Origin of the sequence: Arthrobacter sp. NPDC080082 (genome assembly GCF_040686595.1) — a bacterium.
Taxonomy (GTDB): domain Bacteria; phylum Actinomycetota; class Actinomycetes; order Actinomycetales; family Micrococcaceae; genus Arthrobacter.
Genome location: NZ_JBFBKQ010000004.1, coordinates 73,448 through 94,072, shown reverse-complemented (window position 1 = coordinate 94,072; position 20,625 = coordinate 73,448). Strand labels below are relative to the sequence as shown.

Here is a 20,625-nt window from a genome sequence, read left to right as displayed (position 1 = left end):
AAGATAGACAAACCCCTGTCAGGGGCGGCCGGCGGCGATCAGTTCCGGCAGCAGGCGCATGTCCTCGAACACGGTGGTTCCGGGCCCGGTCAGCCGCTCCGCGGGGGTCACTCCCCCGGCGTAGGCGAAGGCGTGCATGCCGGCGGCCCGGGCCGCCTGCACCCCGTAGGCGCTGTCCTCGACCACGGCGCAGCGGGCCGGGTCCACGCCGAGGGTCCTCGCCGCGTGGAGGAACAGGTCCGGGGCCGGCTTGCCGTTGCGGACCTCGGTGGCGCTGAAGATACGGCCGGCGAAGCGCGGCAGCAGCCCGGTTTGGCCCAGGGTACGCCGCATCTTCTCGTGGCTGCCGCTGGAGGCCACGCAGTGCGGCAGCTCCAGCCGGTCCAGGGCCTCCTCGATGCCGTCCACCGCGGTGAGGTCCCGTTCGAAGGCCTCGCGGTACCAGTGCTGGTAGACGCTGTCCCAGCCTTCGGCCAGTTCGATGCCGAGGTGGTTCTCGATGCTTGAGACGAAGTTGGCCTCGCTCTTGCCGACGAAGCGGGCGACGATTTCCTCCCGCTCCAGTTCCCAGCCGAGGTCCGCCAGGACCCGCTGGTCGACGTGGACGGAGATTACCTCGGAGTCCACCAGGACGCCGTCGCAGTCGAAGACGACGAGCTCGAAGGGACCTGGCTGAGCGGGGGTTGGGGTCATCCCGCCATGCTAGCCAGTTGCTCCCGCACCTGGGCGGCGGACACCGCCGGGGCGTGGCAGACCATGGCGCGGCAGAGGTACACCACCGGGTCCCCCGTGGTCTCGCGGCCGTGCAGCAGCGGGACCGGGCCCGGCGTGGTGCCAGGTCCCGGCTCGGCATCCTGGACGGCGATGACCAGGCCGGGGCTGGGCGAGCGGAGCAGTTCGCGGTGGAGCGCGGAGCGGGCGGCCGACGGCGGACCGGCGACCGCGGCTTCCACGGGACCGGCGACGGCGGCCTGGGCGGCGGCGAGCAGGCCGCCGGCGGCCCGGGGCGCCTGCCGGGCCAGCGGGGGCAGGAGGGCCAGGATTTGTTCGGCGAGGCTGCGGTGCCCGGTGGAGCCGGTGAGGGCGGCGTAGCTGAGCAGCGCACCGGCGAAAGCCGCCGCGCCGCTGGGGGTGGCGTCGTCGAACGGGTCAGCCCCGGCGCCGCCACCCTGGGCGTTGCCTACCTGGGCGGATTCCCCGGCGGCGTCGCGCAGGGTTCCGCCGGCGGCAAAGCGTTCGCAGGCGGCCAAGAGGATCCCCTCGGCCAGGGCGTACCAGCGGGTCTGTCCCGTTGCGGCGTAGAGCGCGAAGAGGCCCTCGCTGCAGAACGCGTAGTCCTCCAGCAGGCCGCCAATGCCGCGGGCCCGCTCGTCGTGAGAGACCCGGACCAGCAACCCCGGCTCGCCGTCCGTCCCCGGCGTCCAGTGCACCCGTTCCAGATACTCCGCGATCCGCTCGCCGGCGGCCAGGAGCTCTGCCCGGTTCAGTTCGGTTCCCAGTTCGGTTCCGTCCAGCACGGCGGCGGCGTCGGCAAGGGCGCCGAGGGCCAGGCCGTTCCAGCCGGCCACCACCTTCTCGTCCCGGGCCGGCTGCGGCCGCGCCGATCGTGCCGCACGCAGCGCCGGGCGCACCCGCTGCCAGAGCCGGCGGTCCTCCACGGTGAGGCCGGCAGCGGCGGCGCCGCCGGGGTGCAGCGGAACCCCGGACGGGCCGACGTGCATGAGCCGGGCGACGGCGGCCCCGTCGTCCCGGCCCAGGACATCGGCGAGTTCCGCGGCGGTCCAAAGGTAGGTTGCGCCCTCTTGATGGACGTCGTCCACCACAGTGTCCGCGTCCAGGGACGAGGCGAGGGCCGCCAGTTCGCCGGCGGAGTCGGTCAGGCCCAGGGCCGCCAGCATCCAGTCCGCGGTTCCGGCCGCGGTCTCCGCGGCCTCCGCGGCGGGGTACTCGTCGGAGCCGCCCAACCGGACCCAGTGCGCGCAGGCCCGCAGCAGCAGGGCATTGTCGTAGAGCATCTTCTCGAAGTGCGGGAGGGACCAGTCCCGGGTGACCGAATACCGGGCGAACCCTCCGTCGAGCTGGTCGTAGAGCGCGGAGCGGGCCATGGCGGCCAGGGTGCGGCCGGCGATCCCGCGGGCCGTTTCTGCTGTCGCGGACGGGACCGCGGCGTGCCGGATCAGGAACTCCAGGACGGCCGACGGCGGGAATTTGGGGGCGGCGCCGAAGCCACCCCCGGCGTCCTCGGCCGCCGCCAGCGCGCGGACAGCGTCGGCGAGCACCTCCGGGTCCGGGGTGCCCGGCCCGGCATCTGCCGCGTCGCTGCCACTGCCGGGGGGCTGCAGGCGCACGGCGGAGCGGGCGTGCAGGTCCGCCAGCCCGCGGGCCAGCGCCGCGGCGTTGGCTTCCACGGCCTCCCGGCGCTCCGCCCAGGCCACGTGCACCGCTTCCAGCACCTGGCGGAAGGAGGGCCGGCCCGGCATCGGCCGGGGCGGGAAGTAGGTTCCGGCGTGGAAGGCCCGGCCGTCGGGGAGCAGGAACACGGACATCGGCCAGCCGCCCTCGCCGGTGAGCGCCTGGGTGGCGGCCATGTAGGTGGCGTCGACGTCGGGGCGTTCCTCCCGGTCCACCTTGACGGAGACGAAGTGCTCGTTCAGGTACCGGGCGGTCTCCGGGTCCTCGAAGGACTCCCCGGCCATGACGTGGCACCAGTGGCAGGCCGCGTAGCCGATGGAGAGGAAGACCGGCACGTCCCGGTCCGCGGCGGCGGCGAAGGCCGCGTCGCCGAAGGGTTGCCAGTGCACCGGGTTGCCGGAGTGCTGGCGCAGGTAGGCGGAGGGCTCGCCGGCCATGGCGTTGCCCGTCACCGGTGGCTCCCCCGCCGAGGGGGTGTCAGCGGCTTCCGGGTCCCGCGTCACCGTTGGCCTCCGGGCGGGCCGGTCCGGATCCGTCCCTGCCGCCGTCGAGGGTCCCGGCGCCGGGAGTAACGTCGGCTCCCGTGTCAGCTCCGCCCTCGGCCGCGGCGCGTTCTTCCTCCACCTGGGCCCGGTAGCGGACCCGCCGGATCCGGCGCACCATGTCCACGATCAGCAGGGCGCTGAGGATGACGATGAAGGCGGTGAGCACGAATCCCAGCAGGCCCGGGCTGACCTGGTCCTGGTCGAGCCCGGGGCGCAGTGACGGCGTCGGGGAAGGCGCCGGGGCGGTGGCCAGGGCAATGAACAAGGAGTGCACGGGTAAACCTTCTGTGAGGAACTGGGGGTCAGGGCTCCGACGCCGCTTTTCTACGCGGCATAGAAGTCTCTGCTGGGTCTATCTTAGCCCGGCGAAGAAGTCCGTTTCCGGCAGTTCGGCGGGGACCCGGGAGGTGATCAGCGAGTAGTCCTCCCACGGCCAGGTCTGCCGCTGCATCGCCGGGGAGACGGCGAAGAAGAACCCTTCCGGGTCGATCTGCGTCCGGTGCGCGCGCAGGGCGTTGTCCCGGGCTTCGAAGTAGTCCCCGCACTGGATCTGGGTGGTGGTTTCGTGGGTGGGCGCCGGCGGGGTGTGGCCCTCGGCGTCGGCCTCAAGCCAGGCGGCGATCCGCTCGGCGTACGGCGACTGCAGGCCGGCCTCCTCCAGGGCGTAGTGCAGGGCTTTGAACCGTTCCGGGCTGAAGGCACGGTCGTAGTAGAGCTTGCTGGGGGTCCAGGCCTCCCCGGTGCCCGGGTAGCGGTCCGGGTTGCCCGCGGCCTCGAAGGCCTCGACGGCGACGCGGTGGGCCATGATGTGGTCCGGGTGCGGGTAGCCGCCGTTCTCGTCGTAGCTGAGGATCACGTGCGGCTTGAAGGACCGGACCAAGCGGACCAACGGCGCGGCGGCGCGCTCCAGCGGCAGCGTCGCGAAGGATCCGGCCGGCAGCGGCGGCAGCGGGTCGCCCTCGGGCAGGCCGGAGTCCACGAAGCCCAGCCAGCGCTGCCGGATGCCCAGCACCTTGGCCGCGTTAGCCATCTCCAGCCGGCGGGCGCCGGCCATGTCCCGCTTGGGGTGCGGCGCGGACTCCATCTGCGGGTTCTGGATGTCGCCGCGGGAGCCATCGGTGCAAGTGGCCACCAGGACGTCGACGCCGGCCGCGGCGTACATGGCCATGGTCGCCGCGCCCTTGCTGGATTCGTCGTCGGGGTGGGCGTGGACGGCGAGGAGCCGAAGCGGGGCGGACGGGCTGGGGGACGCTGTCATCGTCGGACGGCTCCTCTTTCTTCTCTGGGTGGTTCGAGCCGGGTGATTTCGGGCTGACCGATCCACACTAAACTGGACTGGTGACTTCCGAGGAGCAGCCTGCAGCACCCGCGCCGGCACCCACCAGCCTAGCCAATCGCTACGGCGGTCAAAAGCGCGCCATGGGCGGCAGCTTCGGCAAGGCCGGAAGCACCGCCGGGACCACCGACGGACGCAAGCGCAGGCGCAACCTCCTGATCGCGGCCCTGGCCGTCGCGGTGGCCTTCCTCGCCTGGGTGGCAACCTCCGCAGCCACCGGGTCCGTCAGCTTCAAGGACATCGGCTACAGCACCCCGGACGCCACCCTCGCCCAGCTGGACTTCCAGGTCACGAAGAACCCGGACAGCACCGCCGCCTGCGCCGTGAAGGCCCTTGATTCGAAGTTCGCGGTGGTCGGCTGGAAGGTCGTCACCATCGGCCCGAACGACGCCTCGGCCGGGACCGACGGCGGCCACACCACCGCCCAGCGCGTGACGCTGCGGACCGAATCTCAGGCGGTCTCCGCCGTCGTCGACAACTGCTGGCTGCCTCCCGCCAACAAGTAACGACCGCCCCACGCGTGTGACGCAACGCGTAACACGGTGTGACCTGCGCCGCTCAGGTTCTTTGGTTTATCCACAGCATTGACTACAATGGACCAATACCTTAACCCCGCTGAGCTGGTTGCTGAGTTCCATAAGTGGCCACCGTGGCGGGGTCTTTGCTTGTTTGACCAGTTCGTTTGACCCGTTTTGTTTGACCAGCTTGTTTATCCACCAAAGGAGAAGTCCGTGTCGACCACCAACAGCGCAACTGCAGCTTGGCTTACCCAGGAAGCTTTTGACCGCCTGAAGGCAGAGCTGGACCACCTCTCCGGCGCCGGCCGGGCGGAAATCGTTCAGAAGATCGAAGCCGCCCGCCAGGAGGGCGACCTCAAGGAGAACGGTGGATACCACGCCGCCAAGGAGGAGCAGGGCAAGATCGAGGCCCGCATCCGCCAGCTGACCGTCCTGCTGCGCGACGCCCACGTGGGCGAGGCTCCCGCCGACGACGGAATCGTCGAACCGGGCATGATCGTCGTCGCGAAGATCGCTGGCGACGAGGAAACCTTCCTGCTGGGCTCCCGCGAGATCGCCGGCGACTCGGACCTGGATGTCTTCAGCGAGAAGTCCCCGCTGGGCTCGGCCATCGTCGGCCACAAGGAGGGCGACAAGCTCAGTTACACCGCCCCGAACGGCAAGGACATCACCGTGGAGATCCTCTCCGCGAAGCCGTACGTCGGCTAGCCACCAACAGACGACGCCGGCCCGCCCCTCCTGGGGCGGGCCGGCGTCGGTGTTTAAGGCGCAGGTCCTAAGGCGCAGGTGTTTAGGGCGTCGGAGTGGCGCGCCGGCGCAGCAGCAGTGCCGCGACCACCCCGCCGGCGGCACCGCCCAGGTGCGCCTGCCAGGAGACGTAGCCGGCCACCGTGGGGAGCACCCCGAAGAGGATGCCGCCGTAGGCCAGGAACAGCACCACGGAGAGCAGGATCTGTCCCCAGTGCCGGTTCAGGAAGCCGCGCGCCAGCAGGAAGGCGAACAGCCCGAACACCAGCCCGGACGCGCCCACCGTGATGTTGTGGCCGCCGATCAGCCACACCGTCAGCCCTGAGCCGAGCCAGCTGGAGGCCATCGCGGTGAGGAAGACCCGCAGCCCGGAGAGGAACACCAGGAAGCCGAAGATGATCAGCGGCAGGGTGTTGGAGAACAGGTGGGCCAGGCTGGCGTGCAGCAGCGGGAAGGTGAGGATGTCCACCAGGCCCTCGGGCGTGCGCGGCCGGAGCCCGAACTCCCGGTTTAGTGAATGCAGCATCAGGGTGTTGACGAACTCCACCGCGTAGAGGAACGCCACGAAGGACCCCACCACCGCCAGTCCCTGCCGGGCGCGGGCCGCGGTGGTGCCCCGGCGCTGCTCCCCCTCGGGCGCTTCCAGCACGGCGGCTGCCTAGTGCACCACGATCGGCTGGAACCCCTCGGCCCGGAGCGCGGCCAGGACCTGCTCGCCGTGCTCGTGGCCCTTGGTTTCCAGGTTGACCGTGATGGAGACGTCGCCCATGCTGATCGATCCGCCCACCCGGGTGTGGTCCAGGCCGGTGACGTTCGCGTCGTTCTCGGCGATGATCCGGGCGATGGTGGCCAGCGAACCGGGCCGGTCGTCCAGCATCATCCGCACGGTCATGTACCGGCCGGCGGCGGAGAGGCCGCGCTGGATGACCTTGAGCATGAGCATAGGGTCGATGTTGCCGCCGGAGAGCACGACGGCGGTGGTGCCGGGGTTCTCGATCTTCCCTTCCATCAGCGCGGCGACGCCCACGGCGCCGGCCGGTTCGACGACCATCTTGGCCCGTTCCAGCAGGAAGATCAGGGCCCGGGCGAGGGCGTCCTCGCTGACGGTGACGACGTCGTCCACCAGTTCCCGGATGATGCTGAAGGGCAGCTGGCCGGGGCGGCCGACGGCGATGCCGTCCGCCATGGTGGAGACCCGTTTCAGCGGCACCAGGGCGTCCGCGGCGAGGGAGGGCGGGTAGGCAGCGGCGTTCTCGGCCTGCACGCCGATGATGCGGATGGTTCGGCCCAGTTCCTTGGCGCGGGCCTTCACGGCGACGGCCACGCCGGCGAGCAGCCCGCCGCCGCCGACGCCCATCAGGATGGTGTCCACGTGCGGGATCTGTTCGAGGATCTCCAGCCCCACGGTGCCCTGCCCGGCCACGACGTCGACGTCGTCGAACGGGTGCACGAACACGGCGCCCGATTCGTCCGCGTAGCGCTTGGCCTCGGCGAGTGCCTCATCGACGTTGTGGCCGTGGAGCACCACCTCCGCGCCGTGGCTGCGGGTCGCGGCGAGCTTGGGCAGCGCGACGCCCAGCGGCATGTAGATCCGGGCCTTGATGCCAAGGGCCTTCGCGGCGACGGCCACGCCCTGGGCGTGGTTGCCGGCCGAGGCCGCCACGACGCCCCGCTGCTTCTCGGCCGCGGACAGCTTGGCCATCCGGACGTAGGCGCCGCGGACCTTGAACGAACCGGCACGCTGCAGGTTCTCGCACTTGAAGTAGACCTCGCCGCCCACCAGGCCGCCGAGGGCCCGGGAGGACTCCACCGGGGTGCGGGTAATAATCCCGTCGAGCAGCTTCTGCGCCTCCAGGACATCGTCCAATGTGACGGGAAGGGTCTCGAGGGTATTCACGAACTAGTCTCCTTTTAGGGTTCCTGCGTCGGCGCGAGGGTGGCTTTCCTGCCCGTCGCCCGGGGTGTTGCCGGCTCCGGCCGGGGCGGAAAGGCCCGGTTGGTTGGCGGCTGCCAGCTCTCCATCATGTTCCCACGTTCTGGCCGCGATGTACCGAACGGCCGAGTTTGCTACGGCGAGGATCGGGACGGAGAACAGCGCGCCGGGGATGCCTGCCAGGTAGGAACCGGCGGCGACGGAGAGGATGACGGCCACGGGGTGCAGGGAGACGGCCTTGCCCATCACCAGCGGCTGCAGGATATGTCCCTCCAGCTGCTGGACCAGCAGCACGATGCCGATCATGATCAGCGCGTTGACCAGGCCGTTGGCCACCAGGGCCAGCAGCACGGCTATGGCACCGGTGACCAGCGCGCCGACCACCGGGATGAAGGAGCCGATGAAGACAAGGACGCCCAGCGGCAGCGCGAGCGGCACCCCGATGATCGCGGCGCCGACGCCGATGCCGACGGCGTCGACGAAGGCGACGAACATCTGGATCCGGGTGTAGCTGACCATGGAGCCCCAGCCGCGCCGCCCGGCCCCGTTGACCGCCGGGCGGGCCTTCCGCGGCATCAGCCGGACCAGGAACCGCCAGATCCGCTCGCCTTCGAGCAGGAAGAAGATGGTGACGAAGAGGGCGATCAGCATCCCCGCGGCGAAGTGGCCGGCGGTGCTGCCGAAGGTCAGCGCGCCGCTGACGATGCTGCTGCTGTTCTTCTGCAGCGCGGCGGTGGCCTCCTCGATGTAGGTGTCGATCTGCGCGGCGGTCAAGTGCAGCGGCCCCTCGGAGAGCCAGGTCTGGACCTGCTGGACGCCGGTGAGCGCCTGGCCCCAGAGTTCGCCGAAGCCGGCGGTCAGCTGGCGGCCCACCAGGGCCAGGGCGCCGGCGATCACGCCGATGAAGCCCAGGAGGGTGATGGCGACGGCGAGGCCGTTGGGGACCTTGCGCCGCCGGAGCCAGCGGGTGACCGGGCTGAGCAGCCCGGCGAGGAGGGCGGCGACCATGATCGGGATGATGAGGAAGCTGATCTTGCTCAGCAGCCAGATCAGCGCGCCGGAGACCAGCAGGATCAGGCCCACCCGCCAGGCCCAGGACGCGGCGATCCGGATGCCGTAGGGGATGTCCTCGTCCAGTTCGCGGTCGGTGCGCACGCGGGGCCCGGTTCCGGACGGGGCGGTCCCCTCCCCCGGGGTTCCCGTCGTGATCGGCACTCCCGCCGGCGCGGCGGACAGTGCGGGATCTGCGTAGCCCGGGAGGGTGATTCCGGGGCGGTCGTCGGGACCGGTGCTGTCGGTCGGCAGGGTGGGGCGGGCGTCATCAGCTGGCGTCATTACCCCATAATTGCCTAGCTTGCCTAGGAAAGGAAACGCTACTCGTCCAGCGTGGCGCGGATCCCCCAGGTCATGGAGAACTCCTCGCCGGCGGCGAGCCAGCGCAGCCCGTCACCACTGTTGTACGCGTTCGCCGGGCCGGTCATCGGTTCCAGGGCCACGGCCCGGTTCAGCCCGGGCAGCCGGTCGGTGACGAAGACGTGGACGTAGCGGCAGTGCTCGTCCTGCCAGAGTGTGACGCTGCGCCCGTCGGGGGCGTGCAGCGTGCTGCCGGCCTCGCCGCCGTCGAACTCCAGGTCCGTGTAGGCGCTGTCCAGGTCCAGGTCTCCGGCGCGGCGCCCGGAGCGAATGTCGTAGTCGCCGGCCACGGGCTCGGTATCGCGCGGGATCTGGCGTTCGTCGGTGACCAGGCGGGTGACGCCGGAGACGGTGACGGTGAGGTCCTCGGTGGGCACGTCGCCGATCCGCAGATAGGGGTGGGCGCCCAGCACGAACGGGGCGGAGTCGCGGCCGTCGTTGATGAGGGTCTGCCGGACGGTCAGTCCCAGGTCCTCGCCGAGGGAGTACCGGACCCGGTGCCGGAGCAGGAACGGGTAGCCGTGCTGCGGGAAGACCGCGGCCTCGAGCGTGACGGAGAATTCATCCTCATCCACCAAGGCGTAGCCGGCGTTCCGGAGCAGGCCGTGGCTGGCGTTGTTGTAGCCGACCTCGGTGATGTCCAGCTGGAGTTTCTTGCCGTCGAGGTACCAGATCCCGTCCTCGATCCGGTTGGCCCACGGGGCGAGCATGATGCCGGCGGCGCCCGGGGCGATCTCGTCGTCGGCGTAGGTCTCGGTCAGTGCCACGCCCGCACGGCTGTAGAGCCGCACGCCGCCGGCGAGTTCGGTGATGACGGCGAGAGCATCGCCGCGCCGCAGTTCATACTGCCGGCCGGTGGCGTAGCGGCGGGCCTCGGAGTCGGTTGCTGCGGGGCCGGTTGCGGCGGAGTCAGCGGCGGAGGGGGTGTCGGCGGGAGCGGTGGCGGTCGGTTCCATGGCACCACCGTACCCAACCCGCGGGCTCCCCTCCTAGCGCGCCTTTCCCGTGCTGCGATAGAGCCCCTGATAGACGAAACGGGCCCCGCCGTTAGGCGGGACCCGTTCCCTACTACTTTGAAGCCTGTCGGCCGAAGCCGGCGTCGTGTCAGTCGTCGCCGCGCAAGATGGCCAGCAGGCGGATGATCTCCACGTACAGCCACACCAGGGTGACGGTCAGGCCGAAGGCGGCGGTCCAGGAGAAGCGCTGCGGGGCACCGGCGCGGACGCCGGCCTCGATGCTGGTGAAGTCCATGATCAGCGAGAACGCGGCCAGGCCGATGGCCAGCAGGCCGATGAAGACGCCCAGCGGGATGCCGAAAATCTCGAAGGAGGTACGGAGACCGAACGGGGACTGCACGGCACCGGTCCACATCATCACCATGTTGATCAGCGCGAAAACGGCGTAGCCGATCAGGGCGATCATAAAGAAGCGCATGGCCCTGGGGGTGGCGCGGACCTTGCCGCTCTTGAACAGAACCAGGGTCACGGCGAAGACGGAGAGGGTGCCGATGACGGCCTGCAGGCCGACGCCGGGGAACATGCCGTCGAGGATCCGGGTCAGGCCGCCGAGGAACAGGCCTTCGAGGGCGGCATACGCCAGGATCAGCGCCGGGGAGGGCTGCTTCTTGAAGGTGTTGATCAGGGCCAGGACGAATCCGCCCAGCGCGCCGACCAGCATCAGCATCGAGGCGAGGCCCTGCGCGACGACGAGCGTCACGGCGGCGCCGGCGATCACGGCGGCGAGGCAGGCGGCGGTCTTCATGATGACGTCGTCGAACGTCATCCGGCCCGCGTCAGCGGGCCCGGCGGCAGGGCGGTTGTACAGGTCCTGCAGCTGCTCGCTGCTCATGGCCTGCTGGCCCGCGTTCCAGCCGGCCTGCTGGCCAAACTGGTTCTGCCCGTACTGGGGCTGTCCGTAGTTCTGGCCGTAGGGTGCCTGGCCGTAGTTCTGGCCATAACCCTGGCCGTACGCCTGCGGGGCCGGCGGTGCCTGGGTGGCTCCACGGAAGTTCTTTCCGTTGAAGATCGGATTTCCGCCAAGTGCCATTGCTGGTGTCCTCCAAATAAGGGGGTTGAGTGATGAACTGCGGTGGAGTTCGGTAGTTTCCACGCTACCAATTCCCACGGCCCGCGGGCAGGGTTAGTTCCCGCCGTCGGGCGTCGCAACCCAACCGTGACCTCCCCCGCCCGCCCCGCACGGGGATTGTTTAGGACGCATGGAGATCAACAAAAGTTTTCATTAGCTGAACTAATTGGATACCTGCGTCCAGCTTCACGGTTGTTATGTGATCGCGACGTAATACCTGCTCGGAGCGGCAATTAGCGTCCCGCCGGGGCGGTAACATGAGGCCAACGGGGTGACGGACATCACAACCAGCTTCACCATCAGCTCCATCGCATCGCACCACCGGCTCCACCCGTCCCCCGAACGTTCGCAGCGGTTGCAACGGCGCAACCCAGACCATCCCCACGTGGAGGTTTTCACCTTTGAGAAGCACAACACGAGGCCTGCCCCCGCGGCGCCGCGGCAGAATCATGACAGCTGTAGGCGCGGTCTTCGCCGCCGTCGCAGCCCTTCTGCTCATCGTCGCGCCGGCATCGCAGGCCACGACCCCATCGCCGACACCATCCCCGTCGAGCACCAACTTCCAGAACAGCATCAGCGGCTTCCTCCGCGGTGACGACAGGGCGCCGCTGGCCGGCGTCACCATCACCGCCAAGGGCGAGAACTTCACCGGCACCACCAAGTCGGCCGCCAACGGATCCTGGAACATCGGCGTCCCCACCCAGGGCACCTACGAAGTCGAGCTGGACACCAAGACCCTGCCGGAGGGCGTCAAGCTCGCCGAGGGCCAGGAAAACCCCCGCAAGGTCACCTTCAGCCAGACCTCCAACCTCTCCGTGGTCTTTGCCTTCGGTAAGGGCATCGTGGTCCAGCAGCAGGACTTCGGCCAGAACCTGATCAACCGCCTCGTCGCCGGCCTGAGCTTCGGCCTGCTGCTGGCCCTGGCGTCCGTTGGCTTGTCGCTGATCTTCGGCACCACCGGCCTTACCAACTTCGCCCACGGCGAGATGGTCACCCTCGGGGCCGTCCTGGTCTTCGCCTTCAACGCCATGAACCTGCCGTTCTGGCTCGCGATCATCCTGGCCCTCCTCGGCGGCGGCCTCTTCGGCTACGTCCAGGACGCCGGTCTCTGGAAGCCGCTGCGGCGCCGCGGGACCGGCCTGGTGCCGATGATGATCGTCAGCATCGGGCTGGCCCTGGCGGTCCGTTACGTCATCCAGTTCTACTTCGGCGGCGCCACCCAGCAGCTGCCGTTCGCGCAGAGCGCCGAGATCCAGATCGGCCCGATCTCCATCTCACCGAACAACCTCTGGTCCCTGCTGATCAGCGTGATCGTCATCGCCGTCCTCGGCGTCGTGCTGCTGAAGACCCGCCTGGGCAAGGCCACCCGTGCGGTGGCCGACAACCCCGCCCTTGCCGCGGCCTCCGGCATCGACGTCGACTCAGTGATCCGTATCGTCTGGGTCACCGGCGGCATGCTGGCCTCCCTTGGCGGCATCCTGTGGGCCTACTACCGGCCTGGCGTCACGTTCGACATGGGATCCCAGATCCTGCTGCTCATCTTCGCCGGCGTCACCCTGGGCGGCCTCGGCACCGTGTGGGGCGCCCTCTTCGGCTCCATCATCGTCGGTATCTTCGTGGAGCTCACCACCGTGTTCGGCCTCGCCGCCGACCTCAAGTACGTGGGAGCCCTCTTCATCATGATCGTTGTCCTCTTGTTCCGGCCCCAGGGCATCCTGGGCCGCCGCGAGCGCGTGGGTTAGGAGACAAACATGGACTTCGGATTCATTCTTTCCAGCGCTGCCGGGGAAATCTTCAGCCCGACGACGGCGGCGTACGCACTCGCCGCGCTCGGCCTGGCGGTGCACTTCGGCTACTCGGGCCTGCTGAACTTCGGCCAGGCCGGCTTCATGGCGGTGGGAGCCTACGGCTTCGCCATCTCCACCCTGAGCTTCCACGTGCCGTTTTTCGTGGGCCTGCTGATCGCCGTCGTCTGCTCGGCGATCTTCGCCCTGCTGCTCGGCATCCCCACCCTGCGGCTGCGGGCCGACTACCTGGCCATCGTCACGATCGCGGCCGCGGAAATCGTCCGTTACATCGTCACCACCAACCAGCTGACCTCGGTCACCGGTTCGGCCAACGGCCTGGCCGCCTTCGAGGGCGACTTCTACGCCATGAACCCGTTCCCCGAGGGCTCCTACTTCGGCATGAACAACCGCGACTTCTTCATCCGGGTCGCCGGCTGGGCCCTCGTGATCGTGTGCTGCGTCCTCGTCTGGCTGCTGATGCGCAGCCCGTGGGGCCGCGTCCTCAAGGGCATCCGTGAGGACGAGAACGCCGTCCGCTCCCTCGGCAAGAACGTCTACGCCTACAAGATGCAGGCCCTGGTCATCGGCGGCGTCCTCGGCGCCCTCGCCGGTATGGTCTTCACCCTCCCCCGCGGTGCGGTGCAGCCGGCCAACTACGGCACCGAGCTGACGTTCTTCCTGTACACCTGCCTGCTGCTCGGCGGCCTCGGCACCGTGTTGGGACCGGTCGTCGGCGCCATGATCTTCTGGGTGGTGCTGTCCCTGACCCAGGGCGTGCTCTACGGACTGATCGAGTCCGGCGCCGTCACCTGGCTGAACACGGTCCAGGCCGGTCAGCTGCGCTACATCCTGGTAGGCATCGCCCTGATGCTGCTGATGATCTTCAGGCCGCAGGGCGTCTTTGGCAATAAGAAGGAGCTGGCGTTCGCATGAGCATGCACAGCCAAGAACCCAAGGCCGGCGCCGGCACCACGGCCGACGCCGAGACCATCGATTACATGACGGACTCCCGTCCGATCGCGGCCGGGGAGATCGCGCCCGGCTGCAAGAAGCGGGACCCGATCGTGGTGGCGGAGAACGTCACCCGCAGCTTCGGCGGCATCAACGCCGTCGACGTCGAATACCTGGAAATCCCGCGGCACAAGATCACCGCCCTGATCGGCCCGAACGGTGCCGGCAAGACCACCCTCTTCAACCTGCTGACCGGTTTCGATACCCCGAACACCGGCAAGTGGCAGTTCGAGGGCAACAGCCTGGCCGGCGTCTCCTCCTACAAGGTGGCGCGGATGGGCATGGTCCGCACCTTCCAGCTGACCAAGGTCATGGGCAAGCTCACCGTGATGGAGAACATGCGCCTCGGCGCCTCCAACCAGTCCGGCGAGAAGCTCTACAAGGCGCTGTTCAAGGGAATCTGGGGCGGCGAGGAGAAGCGCATCACCGAGCAGGCCGAGGTGCTGCTGCAGAAGTTCAAGCTCGACGCCAAGAAGGACGACTACGCGGCGTCCCTCTCCGGCGGCCAGCGCAAGCTCCTGGAGATGGCCCGTTCCCTCATGGTCCGGCCCAAGCTGGTCATGCTGGACGAGCCGATGGCAGGCGTGAACCCGGCGCTGACGCAGTCGCTGCTGGACCACATCAAGAACCTCAAGGCCGAGGGCATGACCGTGTTGTTCGTCGAGCACGACATGCACATGGTCCGCCACATCGCCGACTGGGTGGTGGTCATGGCCGAGGGCAAGATCGTCGCCGAGGGCCCGCCCGCCGAGGTGATGAAGAACCCGGCCGTGATCGACGCCTACCTGGGCGCCCACCACGACGTCGACCTCGGCGACTCCGAGGGCATCAAGGAGCTCGCCGCCGAGCTCGAGGCCGACGACGAATCGATCGTCGGCACCGAGAACGCCGGCATCATCTCCTCCGATGTGATCGCGACGGAAACCGCCGACGCCGGAACCGCGCCCGCCGCGGGTGCGGCGCATGGGCGTCGGAGCGCCGAGGAGCCGAACCATGGCGAACAGCCGCACAGCACAGTGAAGGACGCAGAATGAGCGCCACGAGCCCCGCCCCCGCCGCGCAGAGCGGATTCGACGGCGACTCGGTCGTCAAGGTCACCAACCTGGTGGCCGGCTACATCCCGGGCGTCAACATCCTCAACGGGTGCAGCATCGAGGCCCGCAAGGGTGAACTGATCGGCATCATCGGGCCCAACGGCGCCGGCAAGTCGACCCTGCTCAAGGCCATGTTCGGCCTGGTCAAGGTCCATTCCGGCTCCGTGGTGGTCCGCGGCCAGGACATCACCGGGCTGAAGGCGAACAAGCTGGTCACCAAGGGCGTCGGTTTCGTCCCGCAGACCAACAACGTCTTCGCGGCCCTGACCATCGAAGAGAACCTGCAGATGGGCATGTTCCAGCGGCCCAAGGACTTCGCCAAGCGGTTCGAGTTCGTCGCGGACCTCTTCCCGGAACTGGCGAAGCGGCGTGCCCAGCGCGCCGGTTCCCTCTCCGGCGGGGAACGCCAGATGGTCGCCATGGGCCGGGCCCTGATGATGGACCCGGCGGTGCTGCTTCTCGATGAGCCCTCGGCCGGCCTCTCCCCCGTCAAGCAGGACGAGACCTTCCTGCGGGTGCACGAGATCAACCGGGCCGGCGTCTCCGTGATCATGGTCGAGCAGAATGCCCGCCGCTGCCTGCAGATCTGCGACCGCGGCTACGTCCTGGACCAGGGCAAGGACGCGTACACCGGCACCGGCCGGGAGCTGATGAAGGATCCCAAGGTCATCCAGCTTTACCTGGGCACCCTGGCCGACACCGTCGAGTAGTTCCAGGCTCCCCCTCCGAAGGGTCGTCACCACACCGGTGGCGGCCCTTCTGCATGCCTTGGCGCCCGCGGCCTGTATCCGCCCGGCGCCGAGGTTTCCGCTGCGATTTCAGACCTCCGCGCCCCGGACCCGAGGTGCCCTCGTCCGAAACCGCCGCGGGTGTCCGGAACCGCCGCCTCAGCAGGAGCACCCACGTTACTTAGTGACGGCTCAGGCGCCCGTTCAGGTCGCAGTGGACTCTCCGCGCTGATCCCGCCTCCACCGACCCCCACCGGCCCCGGACCTCCTCCGCGCGCCCGTTTCCGCCCAGCGTCGAGGTTTCCGCGGGGGAATCGGACGGCCGCATCCCGGACCAGCGGTGCCCCTGTCTGAAACCGCAGCGGACACTCCCCGCTGCTCCCACCTACACCGCGCCTTCACAGGCCCCGACACCCCACCGTCGCCACGTATCCGTCCGATGTGGAGTTTTCGCGCCGGTTTCGGACTTCCGCACCCGGGACCCGACGTGCGAATGTCCGGAACCGCAGCGGAAGTCCGGGACCGTCGCCTGAGGCGCCCCTGCCGGTCCACTCCCTGTTTCACCGCGTCATACGAATGTTTCCGCCCGGCGTCGAGGATTCCGCGGCGGAATCGGACCTGCGCACCCCGGACCCGGCGTGCCCGAGTCCGGAACCGCAGCGCAAATCCGGAACCCCTGCGGAGAGTCCAGGCAGTACCCGCAGACGCAGGAAACCCCCGCCCAGATGGACGGGGGTTTCCTGTATGTCAGTCAGAGGCGGGGCTTAGAGCTTGCCGAACTCTTCCTTGACGGGCTTGTAGCTGTTGTCATCCTGGTACTCGTAAATGCCGATGTAGGCTTCCGTCGGGTCACCGGCGTCGGAAAACGTTACGGGGCCGGACTGGCCGTCGTAGTCGATGTCCTTGCCGTTGCGGAGCAGGGTGACGCAGGTGGCGAAGCTGTTGCACTTCTCGCCGCCTTCGGAGACGTCCTTGAGGTGCTTGGCGATCTCCGTGCCCTTGGTGCTCTTGGCTTCCTCCGCGGCCAGGGCGATCAGGTTCACGGCGTCGTAGGACTCGCCTGCGTAGCTGTAATCCTTCAGCGCCGGGTCGATGCCGAGCAGCTTCTTCTTGAAGTCATCCTTGGCGAAGGTACCGGGGATGGTGCCCTGGGCGCCCTTGAGGGTGCCTGCCTTGAAGTCCTTGCTGTAGTCGGACATGTTGCCGTCCACCATGAAGATCTGCGTGGGCTTGACGCCCTTGCCGGTGATCAGCGGAACGATGCTCTTGGCCTGGTCGAAGGTGATCAGTGCGATCGCGTCCGGCTTGGCGGCGAGGACCTTGTCCACCTGGCTGCTGAACTGCGAGTCACCCTCGTTGAAGAGTTCCTGCGCCACAACCTTGCCGCCGGCGGCCTCAACTGCGGACTGGATGTTCTTGGCCAGGCCGGTGCCGTAGGCGTCGTTGAGGACGATCATGCCGACGGTCTGGGCGCCACAGGTGGTCATGTAGTTGCCCAGGACCTTGCCCTGCAGGACGTCGGAGGGAGCGGTGCGCCAGTAGAGGCCCTTGTCGTCCCAGGTGGTGAAGTCCGGCGAGGTGTTGGCCGGGGAGAACTGGATGACGCCCGCGCCGGTGATCTGGTTGATCACGGTCTTGGAGACACCGGAGGAGGCGGCGCCGATGATGGCGCTGACACCCTGGCCGAGGAGCGCGGTGGTGGACTGCGTGGCGATGTCGGTCTTGGTGTCGCCGGAGTCGCGGTGGATGACCTCGACCGGCTTGCCCAGGACGCCGCCGGCATCGTTGATTTCCTTGATGCCGAGGTTGACGCCGGCGATTTCCGGCGGGCCAAGGAAGGCGAGCGAACCGGTGGTCGGCAGCAGCGAACCGATCTTCAGCGGGGTATCCGTGGTGGTCGAGGAAGCGGGCACGGAGCCTGCGGCGCTGGCCGAGCTGCTGGCAGCTGCGGAGGCGCTGGGAGCCGGGCAGGAAATGCCGCCGGCCTGGCTGGAGGCCGAAGCCGAGCCGGAGCCGCTGGACGAGGGCGTGGACGAACCGCCACAAGCCGTAGCCAGAAGGGCGACGCCGATGCTAAGCGCGGTGAGCTTGGCAATGCGCGGCGCCGCCTGGGGGAGTGAAGTCATAGAGAGGTCTCCTCGATCGAAAGGTGCGAACGGCCTTTGACGCGAAAGATCAGGTGTTCCTGATTTAGCTTCAAGCTAGTGCAATTTCAGCCCGAAAATAAGTGACTACGGTCACATCCTTATAACACTCGTTGCCTAGGGGGAATCAGGCCCCCAAACCGCCCCCAAACCCCTCCCCGGGCCGCAAAGAGCACCCGAGAGGACGCACCCGGATGACACAAAACCGCCCCGGCCCTTCACAAAGGAAGGGCCGGGGCGGCGACGTTGTACCCCAGGTGGGACTCGAACCCACAACACGCGGATTTTAAGTCCGATGCCTCTGCCAATTGGGCTACTGGGGCGCCGGACAATCGTATCGTGCCGGCACCCCTCAGCCGTGGCCACCGTCGGCGTCGAAGGGCGCCGCGTACCGGAAGGTGCCGTTCACTCCCCCGGGCCAGAGCGCCAGCGGCAGCAGCTGGAAGTACTCGCCCCACGCCGGGTCCGGCGCCTGCACTCCGAGGGAGGTGGAGGGAACGAAGCCAAACCGAGCATAGTAGTCCGGGCTGCCGAGGAGGGCGATGCCCCGCTCCCCCGCGGCGTTGGCCCGGCTGATGGTCTCCTTCATCAGGGCCGAGCCGATGCCGTGCCGCTGCAGCCGCGGCGTCACCCCCAGCGGGCCGAGCCCCAGCAGCTCCAGCTCCCCCACCCGGCCGCGGGTGCTGATCACGTGGCCCACGATCTCGCCGTCGAGCTCGGCGACAACGCTGAACGCCGGCAGGTACTCCCCGCACTCGAAGAGGGCCGCCAGCAGCCCCACCTCCTCGGGTTCGCCCTCGACCGGCTCCCCGGTGACCGGGGAGATCGCGAACGCCGCGCGGGTCAGCTCGAGCAGGGCCGGGCGGTCCCCCGGATGCTCGTCGCGCAGCACCAGCCGCGGTTCCGGGGCCGGGGTGCCGCCGCTGGCGGACCGGTTGGCGGCGGACAGTTCGTGGAGCACCTCAAGGGCACGTTCGGCGTCGGGGACCGGGACGAGCAGGTGATCGTGGTGGAAACCGGCCAGGACTTTGACGCCGATCTTCGCCTCGGCCAGGGCGGCACTGATGGCGGCGGTCAGGCCGGCGGCCCCGTCCGCGGAGGGGACCTGGGCGGTGATCCAGGCCGCCGCATGGTCATAGGGCAGGTCCTGGGCGTCGGCGTCGGCGCGGGGCAGCACCACGGTGAGCCCGTCGGCCTCGCGGACGGCGGCGGCGATGTGGCCGCTCAGCGGCCTGCCCTCGGGCCAGCGGACGTAGACATACTCGCCTTCGCGGACCGCCGGATGCATCGAGGCGAGCAGGGCATGCAGGTCTTTCTCGGCCGGGGTCATGGCCCCAGTCTAGGCACGCTACCAGGGCCCGGGGCCAGGAGTGCGTCCGCCACAAGCGGTACAACGACGACGGCGGCCGCTCCCCTGCGTGGGGAACGGCCGCCGTCGTGGTGACTGCGGGTGGACTACTTGGCGTCCGCCGGCTTGGGGGCCGGGGTGGCCGCGGCGACGAACGCGCCGCGCGGGTTGTCCAGGTCCATCAGCTGGGTGGTGTCGCGGCCTAGGAAGAGCTGCCAGAACCAGCCGGAGATCACGCGGATCTTGCGCTCGACCGTGGGCATTGCCAGGCCGTGGTAGCCGCGGTGGGCGAGCCAGGCCAGCGGGCCCTTGAGGCCGATGCGGCCGATCAGGTTGATGTTCGCGACGCCCTTCCATTCGCCGAAGCCGGCGACGGCGCCCAGGTTCTTGTGCTTGTAGTCCTTGAGTTCCTTGCCCCAGCGGGAGGCCCACAGGTTCTTGGCGAGGCGCTTGGCCTGGCGCAGCGCGTGCTGGGCGTTGGGGACGCAGGTGCCGTCCGGGAGGCCCTTGCCCGTGAGGTCGGGCACGGCCGCGACGTCACCGGCGGCCCAGGCGTTCTCGATGATGCCTTCGTCGCCGGCGATGCGCAGGTCCGGGAGGACGCGCACGCGGCCGCGGGGCTCGAGCGGGAAGTCGGTGGAGCGGACCATCGGGTTGGCCTGCACACCGGCGGTCCAGACGAGGGTGTCCGACTCGAACTCCTGTGCGGGGGTCTTGTCCGGCAGGTTGATCAGCTTGATGGCACCCTCGGCGTTGTCCAGCGAGGTGTTCAGCAGCACCTCGATGCCGCGGCTGCGCAGGTGCTCGACGACCCACTCGGCCTGCTGGGCGGTGACCTCGGGCATGATGCGGCCCATGGCCTCGACCAGCACGAAGCGGATTTCTTCCTGCTTGACGCGCGGGTTCTTCTTGACCGCGGCACGGGCCAGGTCTTCCATTTCGGTGATGCACTCGATGCCGGCGAAGCCGCCGCCGACGACGACGAATGTCAGGGCGCGGGCGCGCTCGACCGGGTCGGTCATCAGGGAGCCGGTCTCGATCCGCTCGAGGACGCTGTTGCGCAGGGCGACGGCTTCCTCGATGGTCTTCAGGCCGATGCCCTTGTCCGCGAGGCCCTTGATCGGGAAGGTGCGGGTGATGGCGCCGGCGGCCAGGACGACGTCGAAGTACGGGATCTCGAAGTTCTCGCCGCCGTCGGCCGGGGCGACCACGGCGGTGCGGTTGGCGTGGTCGATCGAGAGGACGCGGCCCTCGATGAGCTCGGTCTGGGTCAGGTGCCGGCGGTGCGAAACGACCGCGTGGCGTGCCTCGATGTTGCCGCCGGCAACCTCAGGCAGGAACGGCTGGTAGGTCATGTAGGGCAGCGGGTCGACGACGGTGACAATGCCACCGGCGTTTGCGATCTTCTTCTGCAGTTTGAGGGCTACGTACAGGCCGACGTACCCGCCGCCGACGACGAGTACCCTGGGACGGTCCTGGAGCTGAGGAGTGGATGCCATGGGTCCAGAATACCGCACTTTGTGA

18 protein-coding genes and 1 tRNA gene are annotated in these 20,625 nt (G+C 68.9%); 6 read left to right on the top strand and 13 right to left on the bottom strand.

Going from position 1 to position 20,625, the window contains the following annotated elements:
- Positions 1–18: 18 nt before the first annotated feature.
- From AB0O44_RS09515 to mca, 4 genes are all read right to left on the bottom strand, one after another.
- Positions 19–693: an HAD family hydrolase gene (locus tag AB0O44_RS09515; RefSeq protein WP_364136831.1), complete on the bottom strand. Its 675-nt coding sequence runs from the start codon at positions 691–693 to the stop codon at positions 19–21.
- Positions 690–2,849, bottom strand: a complete 2,160-nt coding sequence (locus tag AB0O44_RS09510) for a DUF255 domain-containing protein (protein WP_364137297.1) — start codon at positions 2,847–2,849, stop codon at positions 690–692. Before AB0O44_RS09510 ends, AB0O44_RS09515 begins: the two co-directional genes overlap by 4 nt.
- Positions 2,850–2,889: 40 nt before the next feature.
- Positions 2,890–3,231 carry a hypothetical protein gene (locus AB0O44_RS09505; protein WP_364136829.1) on the bottom strand — a complete coding sequence of 114 codons (342 nt, stop codon included), beginning with the start codon at positions 3,229–3,231 and terminating at the stop codon, positions 2,890–2,892.
- 78 nt (positions 3,232–3,309) lie between these two features.
- Positions 3,310–4,215: a mycothiol conjugate amidase Mca gene (gene mca, locus AB0O44_RS09500; RefSeq protein WP_364136827.1), complete on the bottom strand. Its 906-nt coding sequence runs from the start codon at positions 4,213–4,215 to the stop codon at positions 3,310–3,312.
- Between the two features lie 80 nt (positions 4,216–4,295).
- Between mca and AB0O44_RS09495 the strand changes: the two genes are divergently transcribed.
- Both AB0O44_RS09495 and greA read left to right on the top strand, forming a co-directional pair.
- Complete coding sequence (locus AB0O44_RS09495) at positions 4,296–4,799, top strand: DUF4307 domain-containing protein (protein WP_364136825.1); 504 nt, start codon at positions 4,296–4,298, stop codon at positions 4,797–4,799.
- Between the two features lie 225 nt (positions 4,800–5,024).
- The gene (greA, locus tag AB0O44_RS09490) at positions 5,025–5,519 is read left to right on the top strand and encodes a transcription elongation factor GreA (RefSeq protein WP_290258557.1); all 495 of its coding nucleotides are present in this window, start codon (positions 5,025–5,027) and stop codon (positions 5,517–5,519) included.
- Between the two features lie 82 nt (positions 5,520–5,601).
- Here greA and AB0O44_RS09485 read toward each other — a convergent pair whose 3' ends face one another.
- The 5 genes from AB0O44_RS09485 to AB0O44_RS09465 all read right to left on the bottom strand — a co-directional run bounded on the left by AB0O44_RS09485 (position 5,602) and on the right by AB0O44_RS09465 (position 10,950).
- Positions 5,602–6,207: a rhomboid family intramembrane serine protease gene (locus AB0O44_RS09485; RefSeq protein ID WP_364136823.1), complete on the bottom strand. Its 606-nt coding sequence runs from the start codon at positions 6,205–6,207 to the stop codon at positions 5,602–5,604.
- Positions 6,208–6,216: 9 nt separating this feature from the next.
- On the bottom strand, positions 6,217–7,455 hold the full coding sequence (ilvA, locus tag AB0O44_RS09480) for a threonine ammonia-lyase (protein ID WP_290258559.1): 1,239 nt from the start codon (positions 7,453–7,455) through the stop codon (positions 6,217–6,219).
- A 3-nt stretch (positions 7,456–7,458) separates the two neighbouring features.
- Complete coding sequence (locus AB0O44_RS09475; protein WP_364136821.1) at positions 7,459–8,826, bottom strand: AI-2E family transporter; 1,368 nt, start codon at positions 8,824–8,826, stop codon at positions 7,459–7,461.
- 38 nt (positions 8,827–8,864) lie between these two features.
- Complete coding sequence (locus AB0O44_RS09470; protein WP_364136819.1) at positions 8,865–9,860, bottom strand: aldose 1-epimerase family protein; 996 nt, start codon at positions 9,858–9,860, stop codon at positions 8,865–8,867.
- A gap of 148 nt (positions 9,861–10,008) precedes the next feature.
- On the bottom strand, positions 10,009–10,950 hold the full coding sequence (locus AB0O44_RS09465) for a Bax inhibitor-1/YccA family protein (RefSeq protein WP_364136817.1): 942 nt from the start codon (positions 10,948–10,950) through the stop codon (positions 10,009–10,011).
- 488 nt (positions 10,951–11,438) lie between these two features.
- On the opposite strand from AB0O44_RS09465, the gene AB0O44_RS09460 reads away from it, so the two are divergent.
- The 4 genes from AB0O44_RS09460 to AB0O44_RS09445 are packed head-to-tail and all read left to right on the top strand — an operon-like array spanning position 11,439 to position 15,591.
- Positions 11,439–12,731, top strand: a complete 1,293-nt coding sequence (locus AB0O44_RS09460; RefSeq protein WP_290258563.1) for a branched-chain amino acid ABC transporter permease — start codon at positions 11,439–11,441, stop codon at positions 12,729–12,731.
- A 9-nt stretch (positions 12,732–12,740) separates the two neighbouring features.
- A complete protein-coding gene (locus tag AB0O44_RS09455; protein ID WP_290258564.1) occupies positions 12,741–13,709 on the top strand; it encodes a branched-chain amino acid ABC transporter permease in 969 nt (322 codons plus the stop codon).
- Positions 13,706–14,821: an ABC transporter ATP-binding protein gene (locus AB0O44_RS09450; protein ID WP_364136815.1), complete on the top strand. Its 1,116-nt coding sequence runs from the start codon at positions 13,706–13,708 to the stop codon at positions 14,819–14,821. The genes AB0O44_RS09455 and AB0O44_RS09450 overlap by 4 nt, the downstream gene beginning before the upstream one ends.
- Positions 14,818–15,591, top strand: a complete 774-nt coding sequence (locus AB0O44_RS09445; protein WP_290258566.1) for an ABC transporter ATP-binding protein — start codon at positions 14,818–14,820, stop codon at positions 15,589–15,591. The genes AB0O44_RS09450 and AB0O44_RS09445 overlap by 4 nt, the downstream gene beginning before the upstream one ends.
- Positions 15,592–16,373: 782 nt before the next feature.
- Here the strand turns inward: AB0O44_RS09445 and AB0O44_RS09440 are convergent.
- From AB0O44_RS09440 to AB0O44_RS09425, 4 genes are all read right to left on the bottom strand, one after another.
- On the bottom strand, positions 16,374–17,735 hold the full coding sequence (locus AB0O44_RS09440) for an ABC transporter substrate-binding protein (protein ID WP_290258567.1): 1,362 nt from the start codon (positions 17,733–17,735) through the stop codon (positions 16,374–16,376).
- A 267-nt stretch (positions 17,736–18,002) separates the two neighbouring features.
- A tRNA-Leu gene (locus AB0O44_RS09435) sits at positions 18,003–18,076 on the bottom strand.
- Between the two features lie 29 nt (positions 18,077–18,105).
- A complete protein-coding gene (locus tag AB0O44_RS09430; protein WP_364136812.1) occupies positions 18,106–19,083 on the bottom strand; it encodes an ACT domain-containing protein in 978 nt (325 codons plus the stop codon).
- A gap of 125 nt (positions 19,084–19,208) precedes the next feature.
- Positions 19,209–20,600, bottom strand: a complete 1,392-nt coding sequence (locus AB0O44_RS09425) for an FAD-dependent oxidoreductase (protein WP_364136810.1) — start codon at positions 20,598–20,600, stop codon at positions 19,209–19,211.
- Positions 20,601–20,625 lie beyond the last annotated feature (25 nt).

Excerpts from the sequence above, each read along its gene's own strand:
- AB0O44_RS09515 (WP_364136831.1), bottom strand. The coding sequence starts at position 693 with ATGACCCCAACCCCCGCTCAGCCAGGTCCCTTCGAGCTCGTCGTCTTC.
- AB0O44_RS09510 (WP_364137297.1), bottom strand. The coding sequence starts at position 2,849 with ATGGCCGGCGAGCCCTCCGCCTACCTGCGCCAGCACTCCGGCAACCCG.
- mca (WP_364136827.1), bottom strand. The coding sequence starts at position 4,215 with ATGACAGCGTCCCCCAGCCCGTCCGCCCCGCTTCGGCTCCTCGCCGTC.
- AB0O44_RS09475 (WP_364136821.1), bottom strand. The coding sequence starts at position 8,826 with ATGACGCCAGCTGATGACGCCCGCCCCACCCTGCCGACCGACAGCACC.
- AB0O44_RS09470 (WP_364136819.1), bottom strand. The coding sequence starts at position 9,860 with ATGGAACCGACCGCCACCGCTCCCGCCGACACCCCCTCCGCCGCTGAC.
- AB0O44_RS09465 (WP_364136817.1), bottom strand. The coding sequence starts at position 10,950 with ATGGCACTTGGCGGAAATCCGATCTTCAACGGAAAGAACTTCCGTGGA.
- AB0O44_RS09460 (WP_290258563.1), top strand. The coding sequence starts at position 11,439 with ATGACAGCTGTAGGCGCGGTCTTCGCCGCCGTCGCAGCCCTTCTGCTC.
- AB0O44_RS09455 (WP_290258564.1), top strand. The coding sequence starts at position 12,741 with ATGGACTTCGGATTCATTCTTTCCAGCGCTGCCGGGGAAATCTTCAGC.
- AB0O44_RS09450 (WP_364136815.1), top strand. The coding sequence starts at position 13,706 with ATGAGCATGCACAGCCAAGAACCCAAGGCCGGCGCCGGCACCACGGCC.
- AB0O44_RS09445 (WP_290258566.1), top strand. The coding sequence starts at position 14,818 with ATGAGCGCCACGAGCCCCGCCCCCGCCGCGCAGAGCGGATTCGACGGC.
- AB0O44_RS09440 (WP_290258567.1), bottom strand. The coding sequence starts at position 17,735 with ATGACTTCACTCCCCCAGGCGGCGCCGCGCATTGCCAAGCTCACCGCG.
- AB0O44_RS09430 (WP_364136812.1), bottom strand. The coding sequence starts at position 19,083 with ATGACCCCGGCCGAGAAAGACCTGCATGCCCTGCTCGCCTCGATGCAT.
- AB0O44_RS09425 (WP_364136810.1), bottom strand. The coding sequence starts at position 20,600 with ATGGCATCCACTCCTCAGCTCCAGGACCGTCCCAGGGTACTCGTCGTC.